Raw genomic sequence first — 21990 nt, 5'->3', positions numbered from 1 at the left:
CGTACAACGTGAACCCCGAGCGGGCGCCGGTCAGGCCACGGGGTGCGGTGCCGTACGGGACTGACCGGCCATCAGGTGGTCGATGAGCGCCAGCAGCACGTCGCGGCCCGCCGTACGGTCGCGGGCGTCACAGAGCACCAGCGGCACCTGCGGATCGAGATCGAGCGCCTTGCGGATCTCCTCAGGGGTCCGGTCCCTGACGCCATGGAAGCAGTTGACACCGACGACGAAGGGGATGCCGCGGCTCTCGAAGAAGTCGATCGACGCGAAGCTGACGTCCAGCCGGCGGGTGTCGACCAGGACGACCGCGCCCATCGCTCCGTTGACCAGGTCGTTCCACATGAACCAGAAGCGTTCCTGGCCGGGGGTGCCGAACAGGTAGAGCACGAGCTCGCCGCTGATGGTGATGCGCCCGAAGTCCAGCGCGACGGTGGTGGTGGCCTTGTCGCCCACCCCTTCCAGATCGTCGACGCCGACGCTGGCGTGGGTCAGGTACTCCTCCGTCCGGAGGGGAGGAACCTCGCTCACCGCGCCGACCAGGGTCGTCTTCCCGACGCCGAAACCACCGGCGATCAGGATCTTCACCGCCAGGGGAGCAGCGCCCCCGTGGTCAGAGCTTGCGTAGCCCATCCCTCACCGCCTCGAGGATTGCCATGTCGGGAAGCCCACTCGCCTGGGCGAAGGCCAGCGGTGGCCGGGCCCGCAGCTGACCGGCCTCGATCAGGTCACCGATGAGGATCTTGGTCACCGACACCGGGAGGTTCAGCGCGGAGGCGACCTCGGCCACCGCCAGGGGCCGCTTGCACAGCGCGAGAACGGTGCGGTGCTCCGGCTGCATCCTCCGCAGGCCGCGACCGGTCTCCGGAGAGACCTCGGACATCGTCGTCACCAGGGTGATCAGCGCGAGATCGTCACGCTCGGAGCGGGTCCGCCCGCCGTTGATCGTGTAGGGACGGACAAGGGTCTCGTCGGCGTGATCGTCGTCGAAACCCTCCGTCCAGTGCTTCATCCGTGTCTCCCCGCATCGTCGGGCCGCGGGGTACGCGTGCCGGTCCCCAGCTTCTGGCCGACCTGCTGGACCAGGGTGTGCATCGCGACGGTCATCAGTTCGGCGTCGACCTCCTGGGAGGCGACGACGGCCAGATGGGTGCCGCGGCCCGCCGCTGTGACGAACAGCCACAGGTCGGCCATCTCGATGATGACCTGGTGAACCGGTCCGCCGCTGAAAAGCTGTCCGACACCGCGAGCCAGGCTCTGCTGGCCGGTGGCGATCGCGGCGAGGCGTTCGGCGTCCGAGCGTTCGATGGTCCGGGACCGGCTGATCACCAGGCCGTCGTCGGACAGCACGATGGCGTGCCGGGTGCCCGCGACCTGGTCGACCAGGCCGTCCAGGAGCCAGTCCAGGTCCGTGTCGGTGGCGGTGGTGCGCTGCGTCATCTTCGATCTTCCGTCGTAGGGGAACTGGGGTCGGGGGTTCCGTTCGGCCCGGGCTGGGCGGCGTCCTCACCGGTCCGGCGCCTGCGGGACTGCCTCTGGAACGCCCCGATCGTGGCACTGGATCGGCGGGGCTGGTCGCGGAGGGCCCAGCTCTCCTGGTCGGGCTGTTCATCCCGGTCCGCCGGGAGCCTGAGCTCGGTGACCAGGTTGGCCTGGCGCACCCGTTGGGGCAGCGGCCTGCGGTCGGCCGGCGGCTGCGCGTCGTCCCGATCCGGTGATCCGCCAGCGGGCGTCGTCACGGAGGCCATCGCGCGCCCTCTGGAGCGAGTCGGCAACTGCGCGTCCTCGTGGGGCGAGCGGGGACCGGCCGTACCTTCCCGCGGGTACGGCTGCGGACCGGTGGCGTCCTGCCCGACCTCCTCGGGGAGGGCGACAGGCTCGGGGACCGCACGGGGGCGGTCCACCACCAGCGGTTCCGGGAGCAGCACGATGACACGGGTGCCGCCGAAGGCCGACGGCCGCAGCTCCACCTGGAGACCCAGCCCCGCGGAGAGCCGGGCGACCACGTACAGGCCGAGACGCACGTCGTCGGCGTGGGTCATCACATCGAGCTGCGGCGGCGACTTCATCAGGGCGTTGGCGGCGGTGTACTGCTCGGGTTCCATGCCCAGGCCGCGGTCCTCGATCTCCACGGCGATGCCCCGGCTGACCGGTGCGGCCCGCACCTCGACGGGGGTCAGCGGCTTGGAGAAGGTGGTGGCGTTCTCCATCAGTTCCGCCAGGACGTGGACCAGCGGTCCCACCGCGCGCTCGGCCACCCAGGGTTCGCCCTCGACGTCGATCGAGATCCGCCGGTAGTCCTGGACCTCGCCCTGCGCGGCGCGCAGCACGTCGAGCAGCCGTACCGGCTTGCGCCAGCGGCGCTGCGGCTGGCCGCCGCCGAGGATCACCAGGTTCTCCTCGTAGCGGCGCAGCCGGGCGGTGAGATGGTCCAGGTCGAACAGGCCCTCCAGCACCTCGGGGTCCTCGTGCTTGCGTTCCAGCTCGTCCAGCTTCTTCAGCTGAAGACCGATGAGAATCTGGGTACGGCGGGCGATGCGCTGGAGCATGCGCTGGAAGCCGCGGTGTTGTTCGGCCTGCCGTACGGCGGTGAACACCGCGCTGCGGCTGGCCAGGTTGAGGGCCTGCCCGAGCTCGCCGAGCTCGTCGGGGGTGGGCTCGACCGTGCGTACTTCCGCGTCCACGTCGACGTCCTCGCCGCGCTCCAGCCGGGCGACCACGTCGGGCAGCCGCTCCTGGAGGTGGTGGGCGTCCTCGCGCAGGTGGAGGATGCGCCGGCGGAGAATGGCGGTGAGGCGCCAGCTGGTGACGATCACCAGGCCCAGGGCGAGCAGGCCCACGCTGGTGATGCTGATGAAGATCACGAAGAGCTGGTCGGCGTGGCCGTAGCCGAGCGCGCTGACGTTGTCGAGCCGGAGGCTGAGGAGTTGCAGCAGCTGCGCGCTGACCGTGTCCACCGACGAGCGCCACGCGGGACCGACCTCGCGGAGCGTCACCTTGTCGCTCTCGGCGCCGACCCCGGAAGCGACCAGCCGCCCCTCCAGAGCGGTCATGGTCTCCCACGCCTTGCTGGTCGTCAGCGTCGCGTACCGGCTCTCGTTGTCGAGGAGATGGGGGATCACCCGGGACCGCAGCAGGTGCTTCCTGGTGCCGATGGCGTCGGTGACCAGGGCGTACTCCTCCCTGGTCAGGCGCCCGCTCTCCCAGCCACGGGCCAGGACGGCGTCCTCGCGGCCGAGCATGTCGACGACCCAGAAAAGGTCGATCAGCGTCTCCGCCTTGCTGTTCACCTCGCCGTGGTCAGTGTGGCTGAGAACGGTCAGGACGCCGAGGCCCGACTCGAGGACGCCGCTGTAGTAGTCGAACGCCTTCTGCGGGCTGGACCAGCCGTCGTCGACCGCCCGGCGCTGCTGGTCGAGCAGACCGAGGTCGCGTACGGTCCGGGCGATGGCCTCGGAGAGCCCGTCCGGTCCCTTGGCGGTGTCCAGGGAGGTCAGCGGACGGAAGGCGCTCACGGCCTGGTCCGTCACCGCGCGCTGCTTGGCAAGCTTGTCGCGGGCGGCGCCACGGGGGTCGGCCTGCGCCTCCGCGGTGAGCCGCCGCTCCTGGTCGAGGCTGAGGAACAGGTTGGCCGCGGGTCTGCCGACGGTCGTGGTGGCCAGATCCATCTGGGCCTTTTCCGCCCGCCACTGGCTGGACAGCTGGAACATGCCCGACGCCAGCAGCGGAGCGAAGGTCACGCTCGGCACGAACACCACGATGAGCAGCACGGTACGCAACGGCAGCCGGCGGGCACCGGCCAGTCGCCGCGGCCCGCTGCCGGTCGACCCCGATAACCCGGTCCCGTCGCCGATTCCCGTTCGTCGTCGCCCGCCCCTGCCCCATCCAGCCACGTGCAGGACACTCTCCTCACCGATCGGTGCGGTCATGACGAAAATCACCAAAAGAGGTGGCCCGATAGTAGCCATACGGCAAGTTGCGTCGAAAGCCCCCGCCTCACCGGCCCGGCCGCGAGCACCTGCGCACGTCGCGGTCCACCCGGCCGCGTCGCCGTCCCGTGCGAACATCGCCGACCTCCGGGCACGGGCGGGCTTGAGGGCCCACCAGCGGTCACATCGCCGCGGGCCGCGGGCCCTGCGGCGCGCGCGGGCCAGCGCTGTTCGGGCGGGGCTCGTGCTCGGGCGGGGCTCGTGCTCGGGCGGGGCGGTGGTGCTCGGGCGGGGCTCGTGCTCGGGCGGGGCTCGTGCTCGGGGGGCTCGTGTTCGGGCGGGGCGGAGGGGTTCCGGCGGGGCGGCTCTGCGTCAGGCGGCCGGTCGGATCTCGCGCGGGCGCGGGAGACGATTGCCCGCGTGAGGGCCTGTTCGGCGGCCACCGAGCGGGGTTCCGTCTCCCTCTAGGATGCCGATCATGCGTCCTGCTCCCCTCCTCGCCGCGACCGTGCTCGCCTGCCTGCTGTTATCCGGCACCGCACCCGCGGCGTCCGCCTACCCCATCAAGGACCGCGCGCTGACCGCGAACGAGCTGTACCGTACGGGCGAACTCCAGGCGAGCCGGTGCGCGGAGCGCGATGTCCAGCCAAACGACGCCGCCGCCGCCAAGCGGTACCTGATCGCGGTGCTGAACTGTCTCAACCGGTCGTGGGGCGCGCACTTCAAGCGGGCGGGCTTGCCCTTCACCAGGCCCAGGATCGGATTCATCACCAAACCACGCAAGTACTGCGGAGACGCCTGGGGCAACGCCTCGGCCACCTACTGCTACGCCGAGCAGCGCTTCCTCGTGCTGCTGGACGATTCCCTGCTCGAAGACCCATCCGACCTGTACCTGTTCCGTCTGGTCGCGCACGAGTACGGGCACCATGTGCAGTACCTCACCGGGATCGACCACGCCTACGACCGTCATCCGTACCGGAACAAGAAGGAACTGAACGAGCAGAGCCGCCGCGTCGAGCTGCAGGCGGAATGCTTGAGCGGGATGTTCATCGGCAGCGTCTGGGACTCCCTGAAGGATCGCGACGAAGAGGACTGGGAAGTCCTGCGGGAGATCATGCGGAAGAGCGGCGACGTCACCCACGGCAAGGGACACAACATCGCCGCCTGGCTCGACAAGGGCTTCCGTGCGACGTCCCCGCAGGTGTGCAACACCTGGACGGCCTCCTCGTCCAAGGTCGCCTGACCGCCCTCGCGAGCCATGCGGGTCGGTCGTCAACGCGCAGGGGTGACGCACGTCAGCCCGGCCACCTTTCTGCGTGAGCACGCACCGCGCCGAACTGATAATCCCGGCAGATCAGACCAGCAGGAGGGGCCGCACGAGGTTCCAGCACTCCACGTCCGCGGCGTTGAGCAAGCCGGGGCGCGGGTCGGCCGGCCGATAAGGGCTGCCATCGGGACGGCGCGCGAAACCGCCCGCCTCGGTCAGCAGCAGGACACCGGGGGCGTGGTCCCACGGCAGGGTCCGGTGGAACAGGACGAAATCCTGCTCGCCGTCCAGCAGCCGGGGATAGTCCACGCCCGCGCAGCCCGTGCCCGGTCCCAGAACGGCGAACCGAGGCGCTGCCGCCTCCACCCGTGCTCTCGCCGGCGGATCGAGGAACCTGGTGAGTGCCGCCCCGCGTAGTGCGGCCGGATCGGCGGGAGCGGGTTCCCTGCGCACCCGAACCCCGTCCCGCCAGGCCCCTGACCCTCGCTCGGCGACATAGACGCGGCCGTCGGCCGGCCGTACGACCCACGCGGCGACCGTCTCCCCGTCGCGCACCAGCGCCGCCATCACCGCGTACTCGGGACGACCGGCGACGAAGTTCGAGGTTCCGTCCAGCGGATCGACCAGCCAGGCCGCCGGCGCCTCCCGCAGCGCCTCGAGCAGCCGAGGATCACCGGCGGTCGCCTCCTCGCCGACGACCGGGGCATCCACCACTCCGCGCAGCCCACGGCTGATCAGCTCCTCAGCCTCACGGTCGGCCACGGTGACCACCTCGCCGGGCGACTTCTCGGCCACCTCGCCATCGGCCAGCGCCCGGAACCGGGGGGTGATCGCGATCTCGGCGGCGTCGAGGAGTATCTCGGTCACCTTGTCGATCCACATGACCCCGACCATAGCCCTGCGCCATTCCGGGATGGGCCCAGATGTGGTTCAGCGCACCATGGCTCACCAGCCATTCGCACGGGAACTCGTGAATCGCGCCGCGAGCAGAGGTCGCCCGCGAGCCGTTCCCGATCGTCGCCCCGAGAAAGGAGCACGAGCGCGGGCCTGACCACGAAAATCGGGTTCCTCACCGGCCGCCGGGGCCTCTAATTTGGTGGCCATGCTCCCCGACCTGCGCGAAATCCAGTCGGCTGAGTCGTACGCCGCCCGGCGCAACGACCTCGCGTTCTGGGCCCCCTGGGCGAGGCACGGCCTGAAATCGCTCGGCTTCCCCCAACCGAGCACCTTCCGGATCCCGGGCGAAAGCACGAACCCGGTGCTGGTCGGCGACAACGGCATCGTGGTGAAGCTGTACGGCGAATACTGGTGCGGCCCGGACAGTCTGCGTTGTGAATCCGAGGCCTACGAGGTGCTCGCCGGGTGCGGGCTGCCCGTCCCCCAGCTGCTCGGGCGTGGCGAGCTGCTGCAGGACTCCCCCGGCTGGCGCTGGCCGTTCCTCGTGTTGTCCGAGGTCACCGGACAGTCATGGCGGCAGGTGGTCGCAGAGGCGGACCGCGCGACCGAGCTGGAGCTGGCCGCGCAGGTCGGCACGCTGCTGGGGCGGCTACGGGAGGTCCCGCTCACCGGCGCCGACACCCTGTGCCCGGGCTCGCCGGCCTTCGGTGACGTGCTGCGCGAACGCAGGCAGAAGACGGTCGCCGACCATCGCGCCTGGGGATACCTGTCCCCCCGGCTGCTCGACGCGGTCGACGACTTCCTGCCTGACGTCGATGACCTGCTCGGCGGCGTGACGCCGGAGTTCGTCCATGGCGACCTGCACGGCGAGAACCTGCTCATCGCCCCCGAGCGCACGGCGCTCACCGGGCTGCTCGACTTCAACGACGTGTACGCGGGCGACTTTCGTTACGGTCTGGTGCAACTGCACCTGGACACCTTCCGCGCCGATCGCGAGCTGCTTGCCACGGCGCTGCGCCACGCGAACTGGCCGGTCTCGGCCGGCTTCGCCGAGGAGATGCTCGTCTACACCTTCCTGCACGACTTCGAGGTGTTCGAGAGGACCCCCCTGGACCTGCGCGAGATCACCGACCTGACCGAACTCGCCCAGGTGTTGTGGGGCATCGGACAGTGAACCCTGGAGGCGGGACCGCCTCGCGATCCTCCCGGAGCCGGAACGCCCCGCCGGAGGGCCCTTGTTGGCCGTGATCCGTTCGTGGGACATTGCCCCGTGGACGAATATCGGCGATCTCTCTGGTACAGATCCTGCCTGGTTCTGACCATCTTCGACCTTGGATGGGTGGCATCGGGACTGAGCTTGGCGTTATCGGATCTCAGCAAGCCATGGCCGTCATGGCACATGTGGACCGGCATCGGGATCGGCTTTGTGACCTCGATCATCAACGTGGTCGGTCGCACGCGACACCGGGCTTGGACCAAGCTCTGAGTCTGGAGCCGACCCAACGGCAAGCCAGGCGGGAAGACATCGCGCGGCTCCCGCCCGTGACCCGCCCCTTACCGGCAAGGATCTGACCTCGCGGAACGGCGTGACGCAGCCGTCCGGCGCGAGTCTCGCCGATCGCAAGTCGAGTATGGGACACGACAGCGACCGGGCCACGCTCATCCACCAGCACGCCACGCGTGACGCCGACCAGAAGATCGCCGACGCCCACGACCGCGAGCGTGCTGACCGTCGCTGACGCCGCCCTCGTCTCTTTCCGCCACGCGCAGGTGCATGGGAGAGGATCCGACGGCCGCCGCCCTCACCCTCAGGGAGCGATCAGAACCGGAGTCCCCAGAGGCAGTCCTGCCAGCACCTTGAGCGCGGAAGCAGGCACCCGGACGCAGCCGTGCGTGACCGCCTTGCCGAACACCTTCCGGTCCGGCCAGCCGTGGAAGGCGACCGTGCCGGGACCGCCGCCGAAAGTGTCGAGCGTCGCCGAGTGCGTGCCGAGCGGCAGGATCAGCGGGCTGTAGGTTTTCTTCTTCGGCGACATCAGGGCCAGCAGGAAGGTCCTGCCCACCGGGGTGGGCGTCTCAGGGCCGCCGACGGCCACCGTCCAGGTGCCGAGCTTCTTGTTCGCGTTCATCACGGTCAGCTGCCTGGTGCCCAGCTTCACGACGGCGCGGTAGCGGCTACGCGCCTTCTTCAGGCCCGTGGCCTTGATCCAGCCGGTCACGTGGTTGGGCTTACTGGGCAGGAGCACGCGGTACCAGCCCTTGCGCGCCTCCACCACTGGGACCCAGGTCTGGCTGCCGAGCTGCTTCGCCGGAAGGGTGGCCGCGGGCGTGCCGCCGGGCTGGGCGTAAACGGCCACCGTGCGTGCGGGATGGACCACGAGGCCGCTCAGCTTGCCGTACGTGTCGGTGTCCTGCGGGAGGCCGCTCAGCTCCGTGAACGTGGTGGCCGCGGGAAGTGCGGCCGCCGTGACCGAGGCGCCTGCGGCGACGGGCGATGCGGCAACGCTGGCGTGGGACGAGGCGACGAGGCTCATGGCGACGAGCGCGGCGCCAATGAGTCGGCGGGGGGCAGCGAGCGGCACGATCGGCTCCTGAAGTGCTATGACACATACGACACGAACGCGTAACCATCTGGCCAGCTAGATAACGGTTTGGAACGGTTGAACACGCCGGCCCAGCGGGTGTGACATTTTTACACAGATGAGTCCTATGAGGCTCTAGCTCACTCATAACTCCCGAGGTGCGCTCGTGACACCCCCTAGTCTCTCTTCAGTACGTCGCTGGATCGCAGCGGCGCTCATGCTCGCGGTGGCGGCGCTTGCAGTGCTCGCCATCTCCAATACGGCCTCAGCGGGAGCGGTCCAGGGAAAGCCGCCCGGCGACAACGGCGACGTCAAGATCCACAAGTGGACGACGCCGGAGGACGCCCAGCGCAACGAGCCGCGCGTCTGCGTGTTCTACCTGGTCGGTTTCAACTTCGACGCGGCCGAGCAGGTGAGCTGGGAGATCAAGTCCTGGCCGCCCACGGGTGACCGGACCACTGTGAAGAGCGGCACCCTCGTGCTCAACCAGGACGGGCATGGCCGTACCGTCGACATGACCCTGCCGAACGGGCACTACAAGCTGTTCTGGACATTCGCTGGGAAGCACGGCGCGCCCAAGCACAAGGTGTTCTGGGTCAAGTGTGAGCCCACGCCCACCCAGACCCCTACGCCGACGGGAACCCCCTCCGGAACGCCCACCCCAACGGTGACACCGTCCCAGACGCCCACGCCGACGGTGACCCCCTCTCAGACGCCCACCCCGACGGTGACGCCGTCCCAGACGCCCACGCCGACGGTGACCCCCTCCCAGACGCCCACCCCGACGGTCACTCCGACTTCCACACCCACCGCGACGTCCACAGTGACCCCCACGGTGACCCCCACTCCCTCGCGGACGCCCACCTCGACGCCGACGCCGAGCAACACCCCGGCCCCCACCCACCCGGGTAAGGGAGATCGCGAGACGGTGACCAGCGACTGGCTCGAGTGGGACGAGACCGTCCCGGAGACGCAGGACCAGCCCAAGCCCGCGCCCACCCCGACGCCGGTGAAGACCGACATCCCGGTCACCGGCTGACACGCGACACCGAACGACGGAGGGCCCGGATCACCACGATCCGGGCCCTCCGGTGTATCGGCCTCGAACTGCACGACCGACGATTGACCGCTGCTCGCCGCCCTCAATGGCACGCAACGGCACGAGGGCGTGAGCTGTAGAAGCTCGCATCGCCTGCCCGAGTGTGACGGGTGGCCAACCAAAGCCGATCAGAAACCCTGGGCAAAGCGGCTGACTTCAGGTCATCTGCACCATCCGAGGCGCGTGAAACCATACGACTGTGCCAAACGATGCTGTCCATGGGGGTTCCAACCAGTTCGCCGCTCGTCTCGTGGCCACCGCCACCGGTCCGCTCGACCCCGCGTCGGCGGACGCCCCGCAGGTGCTGCACTGGCCCGGGCGCAGGCTGCTGGTGCAGCGCGGGGACACCGAGCTGGCCGTCCGCGACCTGGACGGGGATGAGACAGAGGTCCGTTTCCCCGCGCCCTGGCCTCGCCGGTACGGCTCGGTGGCCGTCTCTCCCACGGGTGACCTCGCCGTGTTCGCCGGCGTGCACGCGCTACGAGCCGTGGATCCGACCGGCGCCGTGCGGTGGGAGATCCGGCACGGTTGTTGGTCCGCCGCCGTGTGCATCAAGACCCATACCTCGTTCTCCGAGTACGCCGACGACTACCACCACGGCCACGCGGACAGCGGATCGGCGGCCTTCTCCTCGGACGGCCAGCTCCTCTGGGCCCACATCCGCAACCGCGCGGGGCGCGACGCCAAGGAGGAATGGCTGATCGTCGACCCCGCCGATGGCATGGTGCTGACCCGGGCCGAGACGATGACCGTGGGATCGGGCTCCGCCCACTTTCCCCACCCGAACCCGGCGTACATGGGGCTGACTGTCGGCGAGGGCGAGGAGAACTCGCCCGTGCTGTGGGGACACTGGGATGGCGCGAGGCTCGCTGTCCAGCGGTTCCTCGAGGAGGTCCTCCTCTGCGTGAGCCCGTCCGGGGAGTACTTCCTGACCACGGATCTGGGGCAGTGGGCCCTCTACCTGCACCGGGCGGAGGACGGCATGGAACTGCGGCATCTGGACGCCGAGGAAGCCGTGACCCCTCCCTCAAACGAGGACGACGACCGCGCTCGGTGGGACTACGAGGCGGCGTTCCCATACGACGACACCGCCGTGGTCGGCACCGAGTACTACGCGGAGGTCCCCCGCCACTGGCTTGTCGACCCACGCACGATGACCCTGCGCGGCCGGATCGCCTACCCCTTCTCCGTCTCGGGATCTCCCCGATCGGCGGGGCAGGGCGCCTGGTACACGGTCTCCAAGGACCAGACCACCCTCCACCTGTGGAACCTGCCGTACAGGGAATGAGTCGATGGGCTCCATGCCAAGGCCCTGGCACTCGGCGAACGCGCCGTCGCCACCCTCAAGGCCGGGAAGACATTGACCAAGCAGCGCCGCTGCCCCCCGCCACGCGACCGCGATCGTGCACGCCATCCTCGTCCTGCACTACACCGAGACCGCCCGTCAACCACGATGAAAATGGCTCAGTGTGCCTCGCGGCCCTTGATCAATCCCACTACACTCCGGCCGGCCGAAATTGTCACTGACGGACTCTGTGCTTCCCACCCATGAGCAGAGACGAGCCTTCTGTCTTGCACACGAAACGGATGGATGTGGAGGTGGAGGACTGCGGTCAGGTCTATCTCCTGGATCGGGGGGACTACGAGGCCGCCGACAGGCCAGATGACTCACCGACTCACTCCATTGGGCTCATTAAAGTAAAGGGGAGAGGCGTCGCCAGCCTGAACATCGCCACACAGTGGGGCGTGATTCCCTTCACGGTGACTGTCGCCGACCGAGGTCCGGGCGCCGACTTTGACGGCTATGAGGACATCGCGGAGATCAGTTACGAGTCCCCGTCGAGCGAGGTATTTCTGGTGGGATGGCTCATGGATTGGGACGATGAAAAGGCGCACAGCCTTTCCACACTGCTTTCTGGTCCCGGTACGTACCGCTCGGTACCACGTCCGAGGAATGGATGAAGAGCGCTGCTCAGTAGATGACCACTACCTTCAGATATGGCCTGCGCCACAGCATGATGCGGCCATACTGAAAACTATGAAGTCCGAAGACTGACTTGAATCGAGCCCGCGCCGTTAGCTTGGGAATTGCATGAATCTTGGCTCGTGGGCGCGTGGCCGCAGACTGGGTGTGAGTGAATGTGATTTAACCCCCCGTTACCCCGGTTAATGGCACGCTAATGGCACGACGATCTCAACCTGGACCAGGGATTCCTTCTGGCAGTCCTCTGCTCTACGGTGTGCCGTTACGACGTTCTCTGTTGTGATCGGAGTGTTGAGCATGAGGTTAACAACGCCCACGGAGCCGTTCGATGTAGCGGTTGTCTTCCCTGAACTGGCAGAACAACGCAGAACCACAGTTCGGCTGCATCCGCGTCGAGGGATGCCGGCCGCCACAGACAGCTCTATTGGAGGGCCGGTGTTGTGGCCTGCGGATGAGCTGTGGCCTATCTGCCCCATGCCGCAGACTCATGACCCTTCAGAAGGATGCGACCCGCTTCCGCTGGTTCCCGTCATGCAGCTCTTTGCTCGAGATGTTCCCGAGCTGCCCTTCCCTGATGACGCCGACACCCTCCAAGTGCTGTGGTGCCCGCTCAATCATGAACCGTACTTCCAGCCGCACACGATCGTGCGCTGGCGGAAGGCGGAAGCGGTCGGCGATCTCCTCATCGAGATCCCCGCGCCGGATCCTGCCAGCGACGACTCGTACCTCCCTACTGCCTGCATGCTGTCGCCGGAGCGTGTAAAGGAATACCCTGCTGGCTGGGGACTTCCCGCTGACCTCAGGAATCGGATCTGGGCATGGGAAGATGAATTCCCCCACTCTGACGAGTGGAGTTATTTCGCACACCTCTCGAGTGCTCCAGGCAGCAAGGTCGGGGGCTGGGTGCACTGGATTCAGGATCCTGAGAAAGTCGACTGCAGTGAAGGCCATGAGATGGCGCATCTGCTGACGATTGCTAGTCGGGAGTTCGACATCGAGAGTGGGAAGCGTTGGGCTCCTATCGAGGAGCGTCCGCTGCTCGCTCCGCACGCCCCTCTGGAAATACAGGAGCCCACGGATCTCGTGATCCAGGACGCTGGATCGCTCTACCTGTTCGTCTGCCTGGAATGCCCCGAGCGCCCGGTGGGCTCTCTCAGTCAAGGGTCATGAACATGGCCCGGCATCGCGCATACAGCCGCATGCCTGCGCCTGTCGATCAGAGGTCACCGTGGCCTGCCGCCATTTGAGCCACCTGGCCGGAGTGCCTGCGGCGTCACCGCCTGTCGATCAGTTCCACCAAGCGGCGCCTCAACCCCGGCCGGCAGGCCCTACTGGTGCTGGTCTACCTGCGCAAGGGCGAGACCTTCGCCGAAATCGCCGCAGGGATCGACATCGGCACCATGACCGCCTGGCGCTGATCGGGCACGCAACGGGCACGACCGCGAAAACGACCCCAATAGAGATGAAAAGCCCCGGCGATTGACCTGGTCTTTTCTGTGAGTGGAGCCTAGGAGGTTCGAACTCCTGACATCCTGCTTGCAAACGGGAGCTGGTCACGACGCGGAGAACTCTTCGCCTTGGTCACGCGGTAGATACGGTCTGGTGACGTGTGCTCCCGCGAGACGGTGTTGCTGTATCCCGCTGCTGTACACAGCGCTCCGGCCGACGGCCTGCCTCGTCATCTGATGGCAAGCGGACCCGTACCGCAGGCCCGCCAGCCCCGAAGAACGGAAGCCGCGCGACAGCCAAAAGAGCACCGCATTAGGAGGGTGGCGCTCCTGTGGTCCGGTGTGCTGGGTGACCTTCGGGGATGCTGGGCATCGATAGAGCCATGCTTTGATCATCTCGCGTATGTCCCACACCTGGAGGTTATCGGGAGGGGCAGCCCTAGCTTTGTGCTGCAAGTGCAGCAGCCACTCGAAACGGGATATCTTCTTCGCCATGAGTGCCCAGTACGCATGGCCTGAACGCTTCCCTGCAAGACATCAGGTGACCAAAAGTTCTGATCACCCGGCGGTCAGTCCACTCGGCAATCTGTATCCCCCGGCTACCGAAGCAGAGGTTCGCGAGCTTGAAGAGCGGCTAGGTGTGGAGCTGCCCCCGAGTTACCGGCAGTTTCTCCTGTTCGCCAACGGATAGGGCAGCGACGATGACTGCTGCCTACTGCGGGTCGAAGAAGTCGGCTGGCTCCGTGATGCCGATCCCTCGATCGCCGAGAGCTGGTCAGCACCCAAGCGGGAGAACTCATGGAGCGTGCCCGACGAGCTCTACTTCGTCTACGGACTGGAGCAGGACTCCATCCATTACAGAGGGGAGTATGTGCCCGACACCCTTCTGATCGGATATTGGGATGACGGAGTGGCTCTCCTCAATCCCCACATCCGCGCCGCTGACGGTGAATGGGAAGCCTGGTATCTCGCGCCGTGGAAACCCGGCGCTAACCGTTACAGGTCCTTCTGGGACCTCGCAATGGACGAGCTGCAAATGCGATACCCGAGTTGACATCCCTTCCGTCGTTCCGGCGTGACCTACGTTCACAACCTCGAATCCGGCCCTCACCACTGCGCCGACTACTATTCGGTCATCACCCAGAAAGAGTGCTCCTTGCCGACTCTGAAGCAACGTATGCCGCTTCAAGGGCGCGGGACAGGAGAAGTCGGCCGAGCGCCTGATCGTCTCGGTTCCCAGGTCTACAAGCTCGTTGAGGTCATCGAGCAGCGATACCGTGCCCTGGTGCTGCTCGGCACGTTCGCAAGCCTGCGATAGGGCGAGTTGGCCGGCCTTCAACCACGTGATGTCAACCCTCGACGCCAGAACCGTCCGCGTGGAACGCCAGCTGATCCAGATCACCGGCAAGGGGCTGGTGTTCACGACCCAAGTCCGCAGCAGGCAAACGAACAGTCGCAATCCCCGAGCTGATCATCGATCAGCTTCGCGCCCACCTGAAGGACTTCGCCCAGGAGGGTGACGAAGGACTGGTGTTCGTCGGACCCGCCGACGGCCCGATTTGCAACAGCAACTTCAACCGCCGTGTCTGGCACACCGCACTCGAAGACGCGGGCCTACCGAAGATCCACTTTCACGACCTCCGGCACACCGGCAACAACCTTGCCGCCAACGCCGGCGCCTCGATCCGCGAGCTGATGACTGCATGGCCACTCCAGCACACGCGCCGCGATGATCTACCAGCACTCCACCGACGAACGCCAACGCGAGGTGGCACGCAAGCTCGACCGCCTCGCCAGAGGAGCTATGCACGGTCGATCAGCCTGGACTCGACCGTGTGACATCAACAGTGGACCCAGACGAAAGGGTTCTCTCGCTCGAATCTCAGGCAATAGCAGCGATGTCACCGTCATCGAAGTAGATCGACTGATGGAGCCGACCGCCGAGGGCGATGGCGTACCGGGCGAGAACATCCTGCCCAGAGATCTTTCCTTGCTCGATCTGTGAGATGCGCCCTTTGGTAACCCCCATGCGCTGCGCGATGTCCTGTTGGGTCAGCCCGCGACCGCGACGGATCTCGGCGAGCCGGTGTCCTTGCACCTTGGCGAGGAGTTCCTGCTTGCCCGCCTCCACGGCTTCCTCGCCACCGGCACGTTCAATGTGCTCGGCACGAATGTCCTTCCATCGCGCGTATCCCGTCATGATCTGCCCTCCTCCGCCTGACGTTCCTTCAGATAGGTCTCATAGCGCTGCTCAGCGAGCGGGATGGCCTGCCTATACCAGGCGTTCCATCGCCCTGCCTTGTCACCCGCGACCAGCAGGATGCTTGATCGCCACGGATCGAAAGCGAACAAGATGCGCACGGTACCCGGTCGGAGCTCCTTCAAGTTCTGAAGCCGTGACGCGGTGATCGTATCGACCAGCGGCCGTCCCAGACCTGGCCCTCCATCGGCGAGCGCGTCGATCGCTTGCACAACGCGCATGTGTGTCGCGTCGTCGAGTTGCTCGATCCATTCACGCACCTCATCGACGATGTAGACGTCCCATTCTTCGGCGGCCACACGGTGCAGTATAGCGAATGGTATACATCCATAGAGCGCAGAACCGGCCCGGGCGTGGTCGACCTCGAAGCCCAGACTGGATGCAGCCACTCTCGGTCAAGAACGGCCCTTGCCAACTCAAGACGGATATGCCATGTCTGCACGCAGGACCGCGCTCCTACCGACACCGCCACCCAGGAACGTCAGCGATAGGCGACACACGATCTCAACAGGCTGGTGCGCGGTGCGCTCCCCGTCATCGGACAAGGGACCGAAATCGGCTCGAGGAAGATCACGACCCCGGCCTCGACCTGGGCTTTTCTGTGGGTGGAGCCTAGGAGATTCGAACTCCTGACATCCTGCTTGCAAACGGGAGCCGGTCACCCTGCGGTGAGGCCTTAAGCCTGGTCAGGCGGCAGATGCGGGCTGGCGACGTGTGATCATGTAAGCCGGTATTGCTGTACCCCCTGCTGTACACAGCACCCCGGCCGGCGACCCACCCCGTCATCCCGAGGGCAAGGGGACCCGTACCGCAGGGCCGCCAGGCCCGAGGAACGGAAGCCCCGCGGCAGCATGACCATCCGTTTTCCGGCGGACCGACCAATGTCAGCAGCGACATGAGCTGCCGCCAGACACTCATGATGGCTGACCATATCGATAGTTATAGCTACAGCGGAATCAGGCAGGCTGGATTACGCCGTGCCAACGCCCTCGGGGTGGTGATGGTGGCACGTCAGACGGTGTCTCTGGGCCGTCTGCATGCGGGCCAGGTCGTCACCGTGTACGTCAGCGACACCACCTTGACCGTCGACCTGCCGGAAGGGCCACGAGTCGTGCGGCGTACCACCGACATCCCGATCCGCAACGTCAAAGCTAACCGGCCCCGCAAGGTCAGCAATGTTTCCTAGATCACCTGTCGCGCATGTCCTGGGACGGAATCGTCACTCATCTTCTGGGACTAGACAGCCCGCAAGCTTCGATGATCTTGACTAGTTAGGGCTGTTCCCGCTGGATCCGGCTCACCACGGGTTGGGCATCCTCCAAGACCGGGGTTCGGGGACGACGCCGCACAGATAGGTGGACTCCTCCAGTAGCTGCGGCGTCAGCGTGATCCCGGTGAGGCGCTCGGCCAGGAGGAACGCCGGCCCGTCGTGAAGGTTGGGGAAGGAGGAATGGACGGAATCGATCCGTCCCATGGTCTCTACGAGCTCGTCCGGCACCTCCTCCATGTAGCCCTCCTGGGCGACGAAGCAGAACCGGAGCTCGCCATCCTCGATCCAGTAGAAGTAGTCGAGGGCCTTGATCGTCATGAGGTAGTGGGAGACGAGGCGGGTGCCCGCCGACAGCGGCATGATCACCCCCTCGGCGATGCCGTTCCAGTCGGGCTCGATGACGAACGCCCAGTCGCCGATGGTCGTCACGCCGATGAACGCTCCAGGTCCGGAAGAACCGGAGAAGGCGGCATCGCCCAATTCGTCGTACGTCATGGGCGTGAAGTCCTCCGGGCGGCCGCCGCGCCGGATCACCACTTGCTCGGGCGTCAGACCGCGGACGTAGGTGAAGCACCAATTGTCCGCCGCTTCGGTGAGCCAGGCGTAGTCGTCAGGAGTCGCGATCATGACGCGATGCTCGCAGCACCGACCGACACAACGGGCGCCGGTAGTTCACCGACGAGGGGATTGCTGACTGTTTCCGATGTCTAGCCTGGTACTCCGGCCCGGCGAGCGAGGATCGGCGATCTATCTGTTCATGAGCCGTCGGCAGGGCTAACGATCGATCCCTTGCCAGGCTTGGTCGTGATCAATCCTTGCTCTCGCAGGGCCTCCATCGCCTTGCGAACGGTGACCCGGGCGACGTCGAACTCCTCCTGAAGCTTCACTTCGGAGATCAACATCAGGGGCGGATAGGTGCCGTCCTTGATGCGCTCGGCGACAACCTTCGCTATCTGCTCCCGCCTGGTCGGTCTTCCGCAGCGACGCGGGCACCTTCTACGCGACTCGACGAGGCGAGATGCTCACAGATCAGCAGATCGACTCGGGTCTTCAGCGGACAGTCTGCGCCGACGACAGGGAAGCCTTCGTCCGACTCCTTCAGGACCAAGAGAAGCTGCGGTAAGGCCGTGGGCGACCAGAGCGAACCCGGGGATGACCACCACACGCTCCACCTGGCACCGCTTCAGCGTGGGTATGAACGTCTGGCCTGGCAGCCGGCGGTCCCTCGCGTGGAGCGGGTGCGGATCAAAGAGCACACCTGCCCCAACCACGAGCACACGCCGGAAGTCCCGTGATCACCCTGAGCCAGGTGTTCGAGCTGGCCGACCGGATGGCCGACAAGCGCTTCCGCGCCATGATCCTTCTCGCCACCTTCGCGAGCCTGCGGTGGGGTGAGGTGACGGCGCTGCGACGACGGGACATCGACGTGAAGGCGCGAACGGTACGGGTCCGCGAACAGCTCCTCGAACTCGACGGCATCGGCATGCAGCTCGGTCCGGTGAAGGCCAAGGCGGGCGCCGTACGGTCTCCATCCCGGCAGCGATCATCCCCGCTCTGGTGGACCACCTGGCCGCCCACGTCGGGCCTGAAGAGGATGCGTTCGTCTTCCTCGGCGCGAAGGGCGGCTTCCTGCGGGGCGGTAATTTCCGACGCGCGGCCAAGTGGGAAGAGGCGCTGAAGGAGATGGGTCTCACGGGGCTGCACTTTCATGACCTTCGGCACACGGGGAACACCCTCGCCGCACAGTCAGGCGCGAGCCTGGCCGACCTCAAGGCGCGGATGGGACACGACAGCGACCGGGCCGCGTTGATCTACCAGCACGCGACCAGGGACGCCGACCAGAGGATCGCTGACGCGCTCAGCGCTCGGGTTCGGGCTGAGCAGAAGAAGGCCGGGAAGCCCCGCAAGAGGAAGATCAACGACGGCTAATGGCCCGTTAATGGCCCGAACGCCCCGCACCATGATCGGTGTCGGGGCGTTTGTACTGGTGGAGCCTAGGAGATTCGAACTCCTGACATCCTGCTTGCAAAGACGTAAGCCGATCATGATTGGTCTGCGTCTTTGCTGCTGGGGCCACTGATCGCGTTCCCCCTGAGTCCCTGCTGCTCCCCCTTGATCACCGCTCCATCGGGCATGCAACGGGCACGGTGGCTGATTCGGCGGGTACGGCCGGGACACTTGACCAGCGAGGAGGAGCCCCCGAAGGGTATTGGCGTCTCCGGAACCACCTCATTGGCAGCCCGCGCCGGCCTCCATCGCGGCACCTATCAGCGGTGAGGAGCGTCAGGTTGCAGCGCGAACGCGCGCACCTCCCCGCCCGATCGTCCCGTGTGCCGTCGTCCCGCCCGCCAGGGGAGCGGGCCAGGGGCCAGGGGTGAAGGTGGAGCCCCCTACTGGAGGAACGACCTTCACCCCTGGCCCCTGGTCTGCTCGGCTTGTCCGGGACGACGGCGGGCGGGACGATCGGGCTCACCTCAGCCCGCCGGAGGCATCTCGACTTCGCACTCGATGCCTTGCCCCACTCATCACATTCGGACAAATAGCAGATAAGGGAATTTAACGCCTCAGATTTATATTAGGTGGCCAAATTTCCATATTTAGGAAGTGCCTGGAAGAACTCTAGAAAATCTCTTAAGAACCACATATCCTTCGCTATGGCACGATCCAAAAGGGTCGTTCCAAACGGAGAGAAGCGAAGGGAGTCGACATGCCGGATATCGACCTCGGGGTGGCCACCGACTGGGATGAAGGTGACACTCACGGCCGAATCAAGCTGCGCCAGAACCAGATCTACCCGACCTCTCCGAAGAAGGACGTGCTCATAAGCTCACCGGTGAGCATCGAGCTTTCGGTGAACACAAACCTTTCCAGCTCTCAAGAGGCGGACAAGATTTACTTCACGACCCACCACGGGTCGCAGAAGAAGATCATCGCGATCCTGGACTCCAGCGGGAACCTCCACATCGCCGGCCAGGTGAAAACGGGCCAAACGAACATGACCTACGAAACGGGCATGTAGCGCCTCGTGGTGCGTGGGCACTGGTTCGTCGGCTGGCACAGCCCCGACCGGGTGACGGCCAGCACGGCCGATAGCGTCCGCCAGGACGACAAAATGCTCGCGGCCGGCAGCGACGCACCAGTGCCTGTGCGCGATATCCGATCGGGGTCGGCGGAGTTCCCATCGGCCCCGATCAGTAGAAGAAAATGACTACCTCTGCTCGGATAGGGCCCGCCGCCTCGAAGAGGTGTGTTGTGTCCATCGCAAGGTGTCGAGCAGTTGTTGACGCGGAAGGTGATTGCACTCCGAATGCTCATCCCCGCAAGATCTCGATGGATTTGCACCATCAGCGTCAAAGTCCATCGAAATGGTCAAGCTAATTGGGTGGCACACCCGCTTCTTTAGCCTTCTGAGAGAACTCCCGGGCTGCTCCTGCTGAAGTCGTCGAAATCGACGTCTCCGCTAGCCGCCGCTAGCCATTCGAAAGTTGTCGCTCAGCCCATCCGTTGCTATCTCGAAGGCGGCACAGTCGCATGCGGGAACGTTCATTGCGTTCACGCCTACCGTTAGCGCTTCGAAGCGATGTGCGGCCACGCTCGGCAGTGAGCTAATCACACCTGCGGTGAAGTCATGGGAACGCTTGCGTGCGCGGTCCGAGCCGCCGGCGGCCGGGACCGGCCCCCCAGGCCGCATGCCCGACCGCCGAGCGGGCGACGGGCCGCGAGGCGGCGCGGAGCGCCGCCCTTGATCCCAATGAGAACAATTCGGCAGTGATCCAACTCTCCACTCCGCGCGTCACAGAGACAGTGGTAGAACGCTGGGTGTGGAGGATCGTCGCGATCGACTGCGCGCATTGGGTGCGATGTTTCGGCAACTCCGCAAGAGCGCCGGGCTGACCGGTAAGGATCTTGCGGTGCTGGCGGGGGTGGCTCAGCCGACGATCTCTCGAATCGAGACTGGGCAACTGCTTCCCGTTCCGGAGACGGTAGAGCGCCTGACTGAGGCGTTGGCGCTGGATGAAGGCGCGCGTCGCCAGCTGGATGAGCTCCTGGAACGCCTACGTGACCAGGTATCCCGGCTGAAAGGTGGCCTGGCTGGTCGTGAGGCGGCGAATGCTGCCCGACTGCGGTCAGCTCGGCATGTCCGGGTGTTCCAGTCGGCCGTGATCCCCTCGCTGCTGCAGACGTCGGAGTATGCCCGTCTGGCGCTTTCCCTTGAGCGTGATGTTGACATGGGGGATGCAGCCAAGGCTTCGGCTGTTCGGGTGGAGGCACAGAGCCTGCTGTTCGAGTCCGGGCGACAGTTCTCGTTCGTGCTCACCGAGGGGGCGGTGCGGACCTGGCTCGGGTCGCCCGCCATGATGCGAGGACAGCTCGATCGCCTGGCGCAGGTTTCCACGCTGCCGCACGTCAGCCTCGGCATCGTGCCATGGACAGTGGAGACGCCGGCCCTCCCCCTGCATGGGTTCACGCTCCTGGACGGCGACGCCGGCACCATCGACAGCTTCACCGGCGACCTCCCTCTGACCGTTCCAGCAGCGATCGAGGCCCACTCTGACGCCTTCGACCTGTTCGCCGCTGTGGCGCTGTACGGCAATGCGCTGCGAGATCTCTTGCGGCAGATCAGTACCGACTACGAGGAACTCGAAACCCGCTTCCCCATCTGACGTATTTATGCGTCGAATGCCTTGAGTCTGTTCCACTGCTGCTCATACGCTGATCGCATGGATGTATAGCCCCCTAGACATCGGAGACGTCCATGCCTTCCTGGCGCGTATCGCGCATGTTCTTCGGCTCCGCCATCTCAGTGCTCGAAGCTCGCCGCTTCGTCGCCGCCTTCCTCCCGACCTGGCCGAACCTGGATGACGCGATCCTCGTCGTGAGCGAGCTGGCGACCAACGCCGTACGGCACACCAACAGCGGCCGCCCCGGTGGCCGCTTCGTCGTCTCCCTCGAAATCGTCGACTCCACCCTCGGTCTGTCCGTACAGGATGAGGGTGGCCCTCGCACTCCGCGGCTGCTCCCGCTGTCCCCGACAGAGATGGGAGGGCGGGGACTGGCACTAGTCTCGGGCCTGTCCGTGAAGTGGGGTGTGGCCGGCGACGACCACGGCCGTACAGTCTGGGCCGTCCTGGAGGCATCACGCTTCGCCTTCGCGCGGTCCTGATGTGCTTCGCTCCACATCCGGCGCCGCTATGGCCGGACCACGAGAAGATTGACTGGGAAGAACCTCGCAAGGACGGACGGGTCCGCGTCGTCG

22 protein-coding genes and 3 pseudogenes are annotated in these 21990 nt (G+C 66.1%); 15 read left to right on the top strand and 10 right to left on the bottom strand.

Translation table 11 applies throughout. The features are described 5' to 3' along the window. Positions 1 to 30 precede the first annotated feature (30 nt). From ACWENQ_RS07800 to ACWENQ_RS07785, 4 genes are read right to left on the bottom strand one after another with little or no spacing between them, the layout of a single operon-like run. Positions 31 to 630, bottom strand: coding sequence for a GTP-binding protein (locus ACWENQ_RS07800; RefSeq protein ID WP_354916903.1), 600 nt, complete (start codon positions 628 to 630; stop codon positions 31 to 33). Then, the gene (locus ACWENQ_RS07795) at positions 611 to 1009 is read right to left on the bottom strand and encodes a DUF742 domain-containing protein (protein WP_452413207.1); all 399 of its coding nucleotides are present in this window, start codon (positions 1007 to 1009) and stop codon (positions 611 to 613) included. The genes ACWENQ_RS07800 and ACWENQ_RS07795 overlap by 20 nt, the downstream gene beginning before the upstream one ends. Further along, a complete protein-coding gene (locus ACWENQ_RS07790; protein WP_354916897.1) occupies positions 1006 to 1437 on the bottom strand; it encodes a roadblock/LC7 domain-containing protein in 432 nt (143 codons plus the stop codon). The genes ACWENQ_RS07795 and ACWENQ_RS07790 overlap by 4 nt, the downstream gene beginning before the upstream one ends. Further along, complete coding sequence (locus ACWENQ_RS07785) at positions 1434 to 3926, bottom strand: sensor histidine kinase (protein ID WP_452413206.1); 2493 nt, start codon at positions 3924 to 3926, stop codon at positions 1434 to 1436. The genes ACWENQ_RS07790 and ACWENQ_RS07785 overlap by 4 nt, the downstream gene beginning before the upstream one ends. 478 nt (positions 3927 to 4404) lie before the next feature. On the opposite strand from ACWENQ_RS07785, the gene ACWENQ_RS07780 reads away from it, so the two are divergent. Further along, complete coding sequence (locus tag ACWENQ_RS07780; protein ID WP_452413205.1) at positions 4405 to 5169, top strand: neutral zinc metallopeptidase; 765 nt, start codon at positions 4405 to 4407, stop codon at positions 5167 to 5169. 111 nt (positions 5170 to 5280) lie between these two features. Here ACWENQ_RS07780 and ACWENQ_RS07775 read toward each other — a convergent pair whose 3' ends face one another. Further along, positions 5281 to 6075: an inositol monophosphatase family protein gene (locus tag ACWENQ_RS07775; RefSeq protein WP_452413204.1), complete on the bottom strand. Its 795-nt coding sequence runs from the start codon at positions 6073 to 6075 to the stop codon at positions 5281 to 5283. Between the two features lie 220 nt (positions 6076 to 6295). On the opposite strand from ACWENQ_RS07775, the gene ACWENQ_RS07770 reads away from it, so the two are divergent. Then, on the top strand, positions 6296 to 7264 hold the full coding sequence (locus ACWENQ_RS07770) for a phosphotransferase family protein (protein WP_452413203.1): 969 nt from the start codon (positions 6296 to 6298) through the stop codon (positions 7262 to 7264). Between the two features lie 634 nt (positions 7265 to 7898). On the opposite strand, the gene ACWENQ_RS07765 is transcribed toward ACWENQ_RS07770, so the two are convergent. Continuing rightward, a complete protein-coding gene (locus tag ACWENQ_RS07765) occupies positions 7899 to 8672 on the bottom strand; it encodes a L,D-transpeptidase (protein WP_452413202.1) in 774 nt (257 codons plus the stop codon). A 226-nt stretch (positions 8673 to 8898) separates the two neighbouring features. Between ACWENQ_RS07765 and ACWENQ_RS07760 the strand changes: the two genes are divergently transcribed. From ACWENQ_RS07760 to ACWENQ_RS07725, 8 genes and pseudogenes are all read left to right on the top strand, one after another. Continuing rightward, positions 8899 to 9711: a hypothetical protein gene (locus tag ACWENQ_RS07760; RefSeq protein WP_452413201.1), complete on the top strand. Its 813-nt coding sequence runs from the start codon at positions 8899 to 8901 to the stop codon at positions 9709 to 9711. A gap of 259 nt (positions 9712 to 9970) precedes the next feature. Next, the gene (locus ACWENQ_RS07755; RefSeq protein ID WP_452413200.1) at positions 9971 to 11059 is read left to right on the top strand and encodes a hypothetical protein; all 1089 of its coding nucleotides are present in this window, start codon (positions 9971 to 9973) and stop codon (positions 11057 to 11059) included. Positions 11060 to 11319: 260 nt separating this feature from the next. Further along, on the top strand, positions 11320 to 11733 hold the full coding sequence (locus tag ACWENQ_RS07750) for a hypothetical protein (protein ID WP_452413199.1): 414 nt from the start codon (positions 11320 to 11322) through the stop codon (positions 11731 to 11733). Between the two features lie 553 nt (positions 11734 to 12286). Then, positions 12287 to 12925, top strand: a complete 639-nt coding sequence (locus tag ACWENQ_RS07745; RefSeq protein WP_452413198.1) for a hypothetical protein — start codon at positions 12287 to 12289, stop codon at positions 12923 to 12925. A 95-nt stretch (positions 12926 to 13020) separates the two neighbouring features. Beyond that, positions 13021 to 13170 (top strand): annotated as a pseudogene (locus ACWENQ_RS07740) (transposase family protein); the annotation flags it as partial. A gap of 436 nt (positions 13171 to 13606) precedes the next feature. After that, complete coding sequence (locus tag ACWENQ_RS07735; RefSeq protein WP_452413197.1) at positions 13607 to 13894, top strand: SMI1/KNR4 family protein; 288 nt, start codon at positions 13607 to 13609, stop codon at positions 13892 to 13894. 114 nt (positions 13895 to 14008) lie between these two features. Continuing rightward, a complete protein-coding gene (locus ACWENQ_RS07730) occupies positions 14009 to 14257 on the top strand; it encodes a hypothetical protein (RefSeq protein WP_452413196.1) in 249 nt (82 codons plus the stop codon). A gap of 401 nt (positions 14258 to 14658) precedes the next feature. Beyond that, positions 14659 to 15042: pseudogene (locus ACWENQ_RS07725) on the top strand (hypothetical protein); the annotation flags it as partial. Positions 15043 to 15085: 43 nt separating this feature from the next. Here ACWENQ_RS07725 and ACWENQ_RS07720 read toward each other — a convergent pair. Next, the gene (locus ACWENQ_RS07720) at positions 15086 to 15403 is read right to left on the bottom strand and encodes a helix-turn-helix domain-containing protein (RefSeq protein ID WP_449916150.1); all 318 of its coding nucleotides are present in this window, start codon (positions 15401 to 15403) and stop codon (positions 15086 to 15088) included. After that, positions 15400 to 15762 (bottom strand): type II toxin-antitoxin system RelE/ParE family toxin, encoded by a 363-nt coding sequence (locus ACWENQ_RS07715; RefSeq protein ID WP_449916149.1) that lies wholly within the window; start codon positions 15760 to 15762, stop codon positions 15400 to 15402. Before ACWENQ_RS07715 ends, ACWENQ_RS07720 begins: the two co-directional genes overlap by 4 nt. Positions 15763 to 16358: 596 nt before the next feature. Between ACWENQ_RS07715 and ACWENQ_RS07710 the strand changes: the two genes are divergently transcribed. Beyond that, positions 16359 to 16649, top strand: coding sequence for a hypothetical protein (locus ACWENQ_RS07710; protein ID WP_452413195.1), 291 nt, complete (start codon positions 16359 to 16361; stop codon positions 16647 to 16649). Between the two features lie 111 nt (positions 16650 to 16760). On the opposite strand, the gene ACWENQ_RS07705 is transcribed toward ACWENQ_RS07710, so the two are convergent. Next, the gene (locus tag ACWENQ_RS07705; RefSeq protein ID WP_452413194.1) at positions 16761 to 17360 is read right to left on the bottom strand and encodes a DUF6461 domain-containing protein; all 600 of its coding nucleotides are present in this window, start codon (positions 17358 to 17360) and stop codon (positions 16761 to 16763) included. A gap of 128 nt (positions 17361 to 17488) precedes the next feature. After that, positions 17489 to 17686 carry a GntR family transcriptional regulator gene (locus ACWENQ_RS07700; protein WP_452413797.1) on the bottom strand — a complete coding sequence of 66 codons (198 nt, stop codon included), beginning with the start codon at positions 17684 to 17686 and terminating at the stop codon, positions 17489 to 17491. Between the two features lie 574 nt (positions 17687 to 18260). Here ACWENQ_RS07700 and ACWENQ_RS07695 point away from each other — a divergent pair. The 4 genes and pseudogenes from ACWENQ_RS07695 to ACWENQ_RS07680 form a co-directional block, all read left to right on the top strand. Continuing rightward, positions 18261 to 18662, top strand: a pseudogene (locus tag ACWENQ_RS07695) (tyrosine-type recombinase/integrase); the annotation flags it as partial. 778 nt (positions 18663 to 19440) lie between these two features. Continuing rightward, a complete protein-coding gene (locus ACWENQ_RS07690; protein WP_354916853.1) occupies positions 19441 to 19752 on the top strand; it encodes a DUF6342 family protein in 312 nt (103 codons plus the stop codon). Between the two features lie 802 nt (positions 19753 to 20554). After that, a complete protein-coding gene (locus tag ACWENQ_RS07685) occupies positions 20555 to 21397 on the top strand; it encodes a helix-turn-helix domain-containing protein (RefSeq protein ID WP_452413193.1) in 843 nt (280 codons plus the stop codon). Between the two features lie 92 nt (positions 21398 to 21489). Further along, positions 21490 to 21897, top strand: a complete 408-nt coding sequence (locus tag ACWENQ_RS07680; protein WP_452413192.1) for an ATP-binding protein — start codon at positions 21490 to 21492, stop codon at positions 21895 to 21897. The last annotated feature ends 93 nt before the right edge of the window (positions 21898 to 21990 follow it).

The organism is Nonomuraea sp. NPDC004354, assembly GCF_053602555.1.
Note: the sequence above shows the minus strand (reverse complement) of the source record. Positions and strands in the feature narration are given on the sequence as shown.

Bases quoted from the DNA above. Each gene is read 5' to 3' on its own strand.
- ACWENQ_RS07720 (WP_449916150.1), bottom strand. From the start codon at position 15,403: ATGACGGGATACGCGCGATGGAAGGACATTCGTGCCGAGCACATTGAA.
- ACWENQ_RS07780 (WP_452413205.1), top strand. From the start codon at position 4,405: ATGCGTCCTGCTCCCCTCCTCGCCGCGACCGTGCTCGCCTGCCTGCTG.
- ACWENQ_RS07745 (WP_452413198.1), top strand. From the start codon at position 12,287: ATGCAGCTCTTTGCTCGAGATGTTCCCGAGCTGCCCTTCCCTGATGAC.
- ACWENQ_RS07705 (WP_452413194.1), bottom strand. From the start codon at position 17,360: ATGATCGCGACTCCTGACGACTACGCCTGGCTCACCGAAGCGGCGGAC.
- ACWENQ_RS07750 (WP_452413199.1), top strand. From the start codon at position 11,320: ATGAGCAGAGACGAGCCTTCTGTCTTGCACACGAAACGGATGGATGTG.
- ACWENQ_RS07770 (WP_452413203.1), top strand. From the start codon at position 6,296: ATGCTCCCCGACCTGCGCGAAATCCAGTCGGCTGAGTCGTACGCCGCC.
- ACWENQ_RS07710 (WP_452413195.1), top strand. From the start codon at position 16,359: ATGAGCTGCCGCCAGACACTCATGATGGCTGACCATATCGATAGTTAT.
- ACWENQ_RS07795 (WP_452413207.1), bottom strand. From the start codon at position 1,009: ATGAAGCACTGGACGGAGGGTTTCGACGACGATCACGCCGACGAGACC.
- ACWENQ_RS07790 (WP_354916897.1), bottom strand. From the start codon at position 1,437: ATGACGCAGCGCACCACCGCCACCGACACGGACCTGGACTGGCTCCTG.
- ACWENQ_RS07775 (WP_452413204.1), bottom strand. From the start codon at position 6,075: ATGTGGATCGACAAGGTGACCGAGATACTCCTCGACGCCGCCGAGATC.
- ACWENQ_RS07785 (WP_452413206.1), bottom strand. From the start codon at position 3,926: ATGACCGCACCGATCGGTGAGGAGAGTGTCCTGCACGTGGCTGGATGG.
- ACWENQ_RS07690 (WP_354916853.1), top strand. From the start codon at position 19,441: ATGCCGGATATCGACCTCGGGGTGGCCACCGACTGGGATGAAGGTGAC.
- ACWENQ_RS07735 (WP_452413197.1), top strand. From the start codon at position 13,607: ATGTCCCACACCTGGAGGTTATCGGGAGGGGCAGCCCTAGCTTTGTGC.
- ACWENQ_RS07800 (WP_354916903.1), bottom strand. From the start codon at position 630: ATGGGCTACGCAAGCTCTGACCACGGGGGCGCTGCTCCCCTGGCGGTG.
- ACWENQ_RS07680 (WP_452413192.1), top strand. From the start codon at position 21,490: ATGCCTTCCTGGCGCGTATCGCGCATGTTCTTCGGCTCCGCCATCTCA.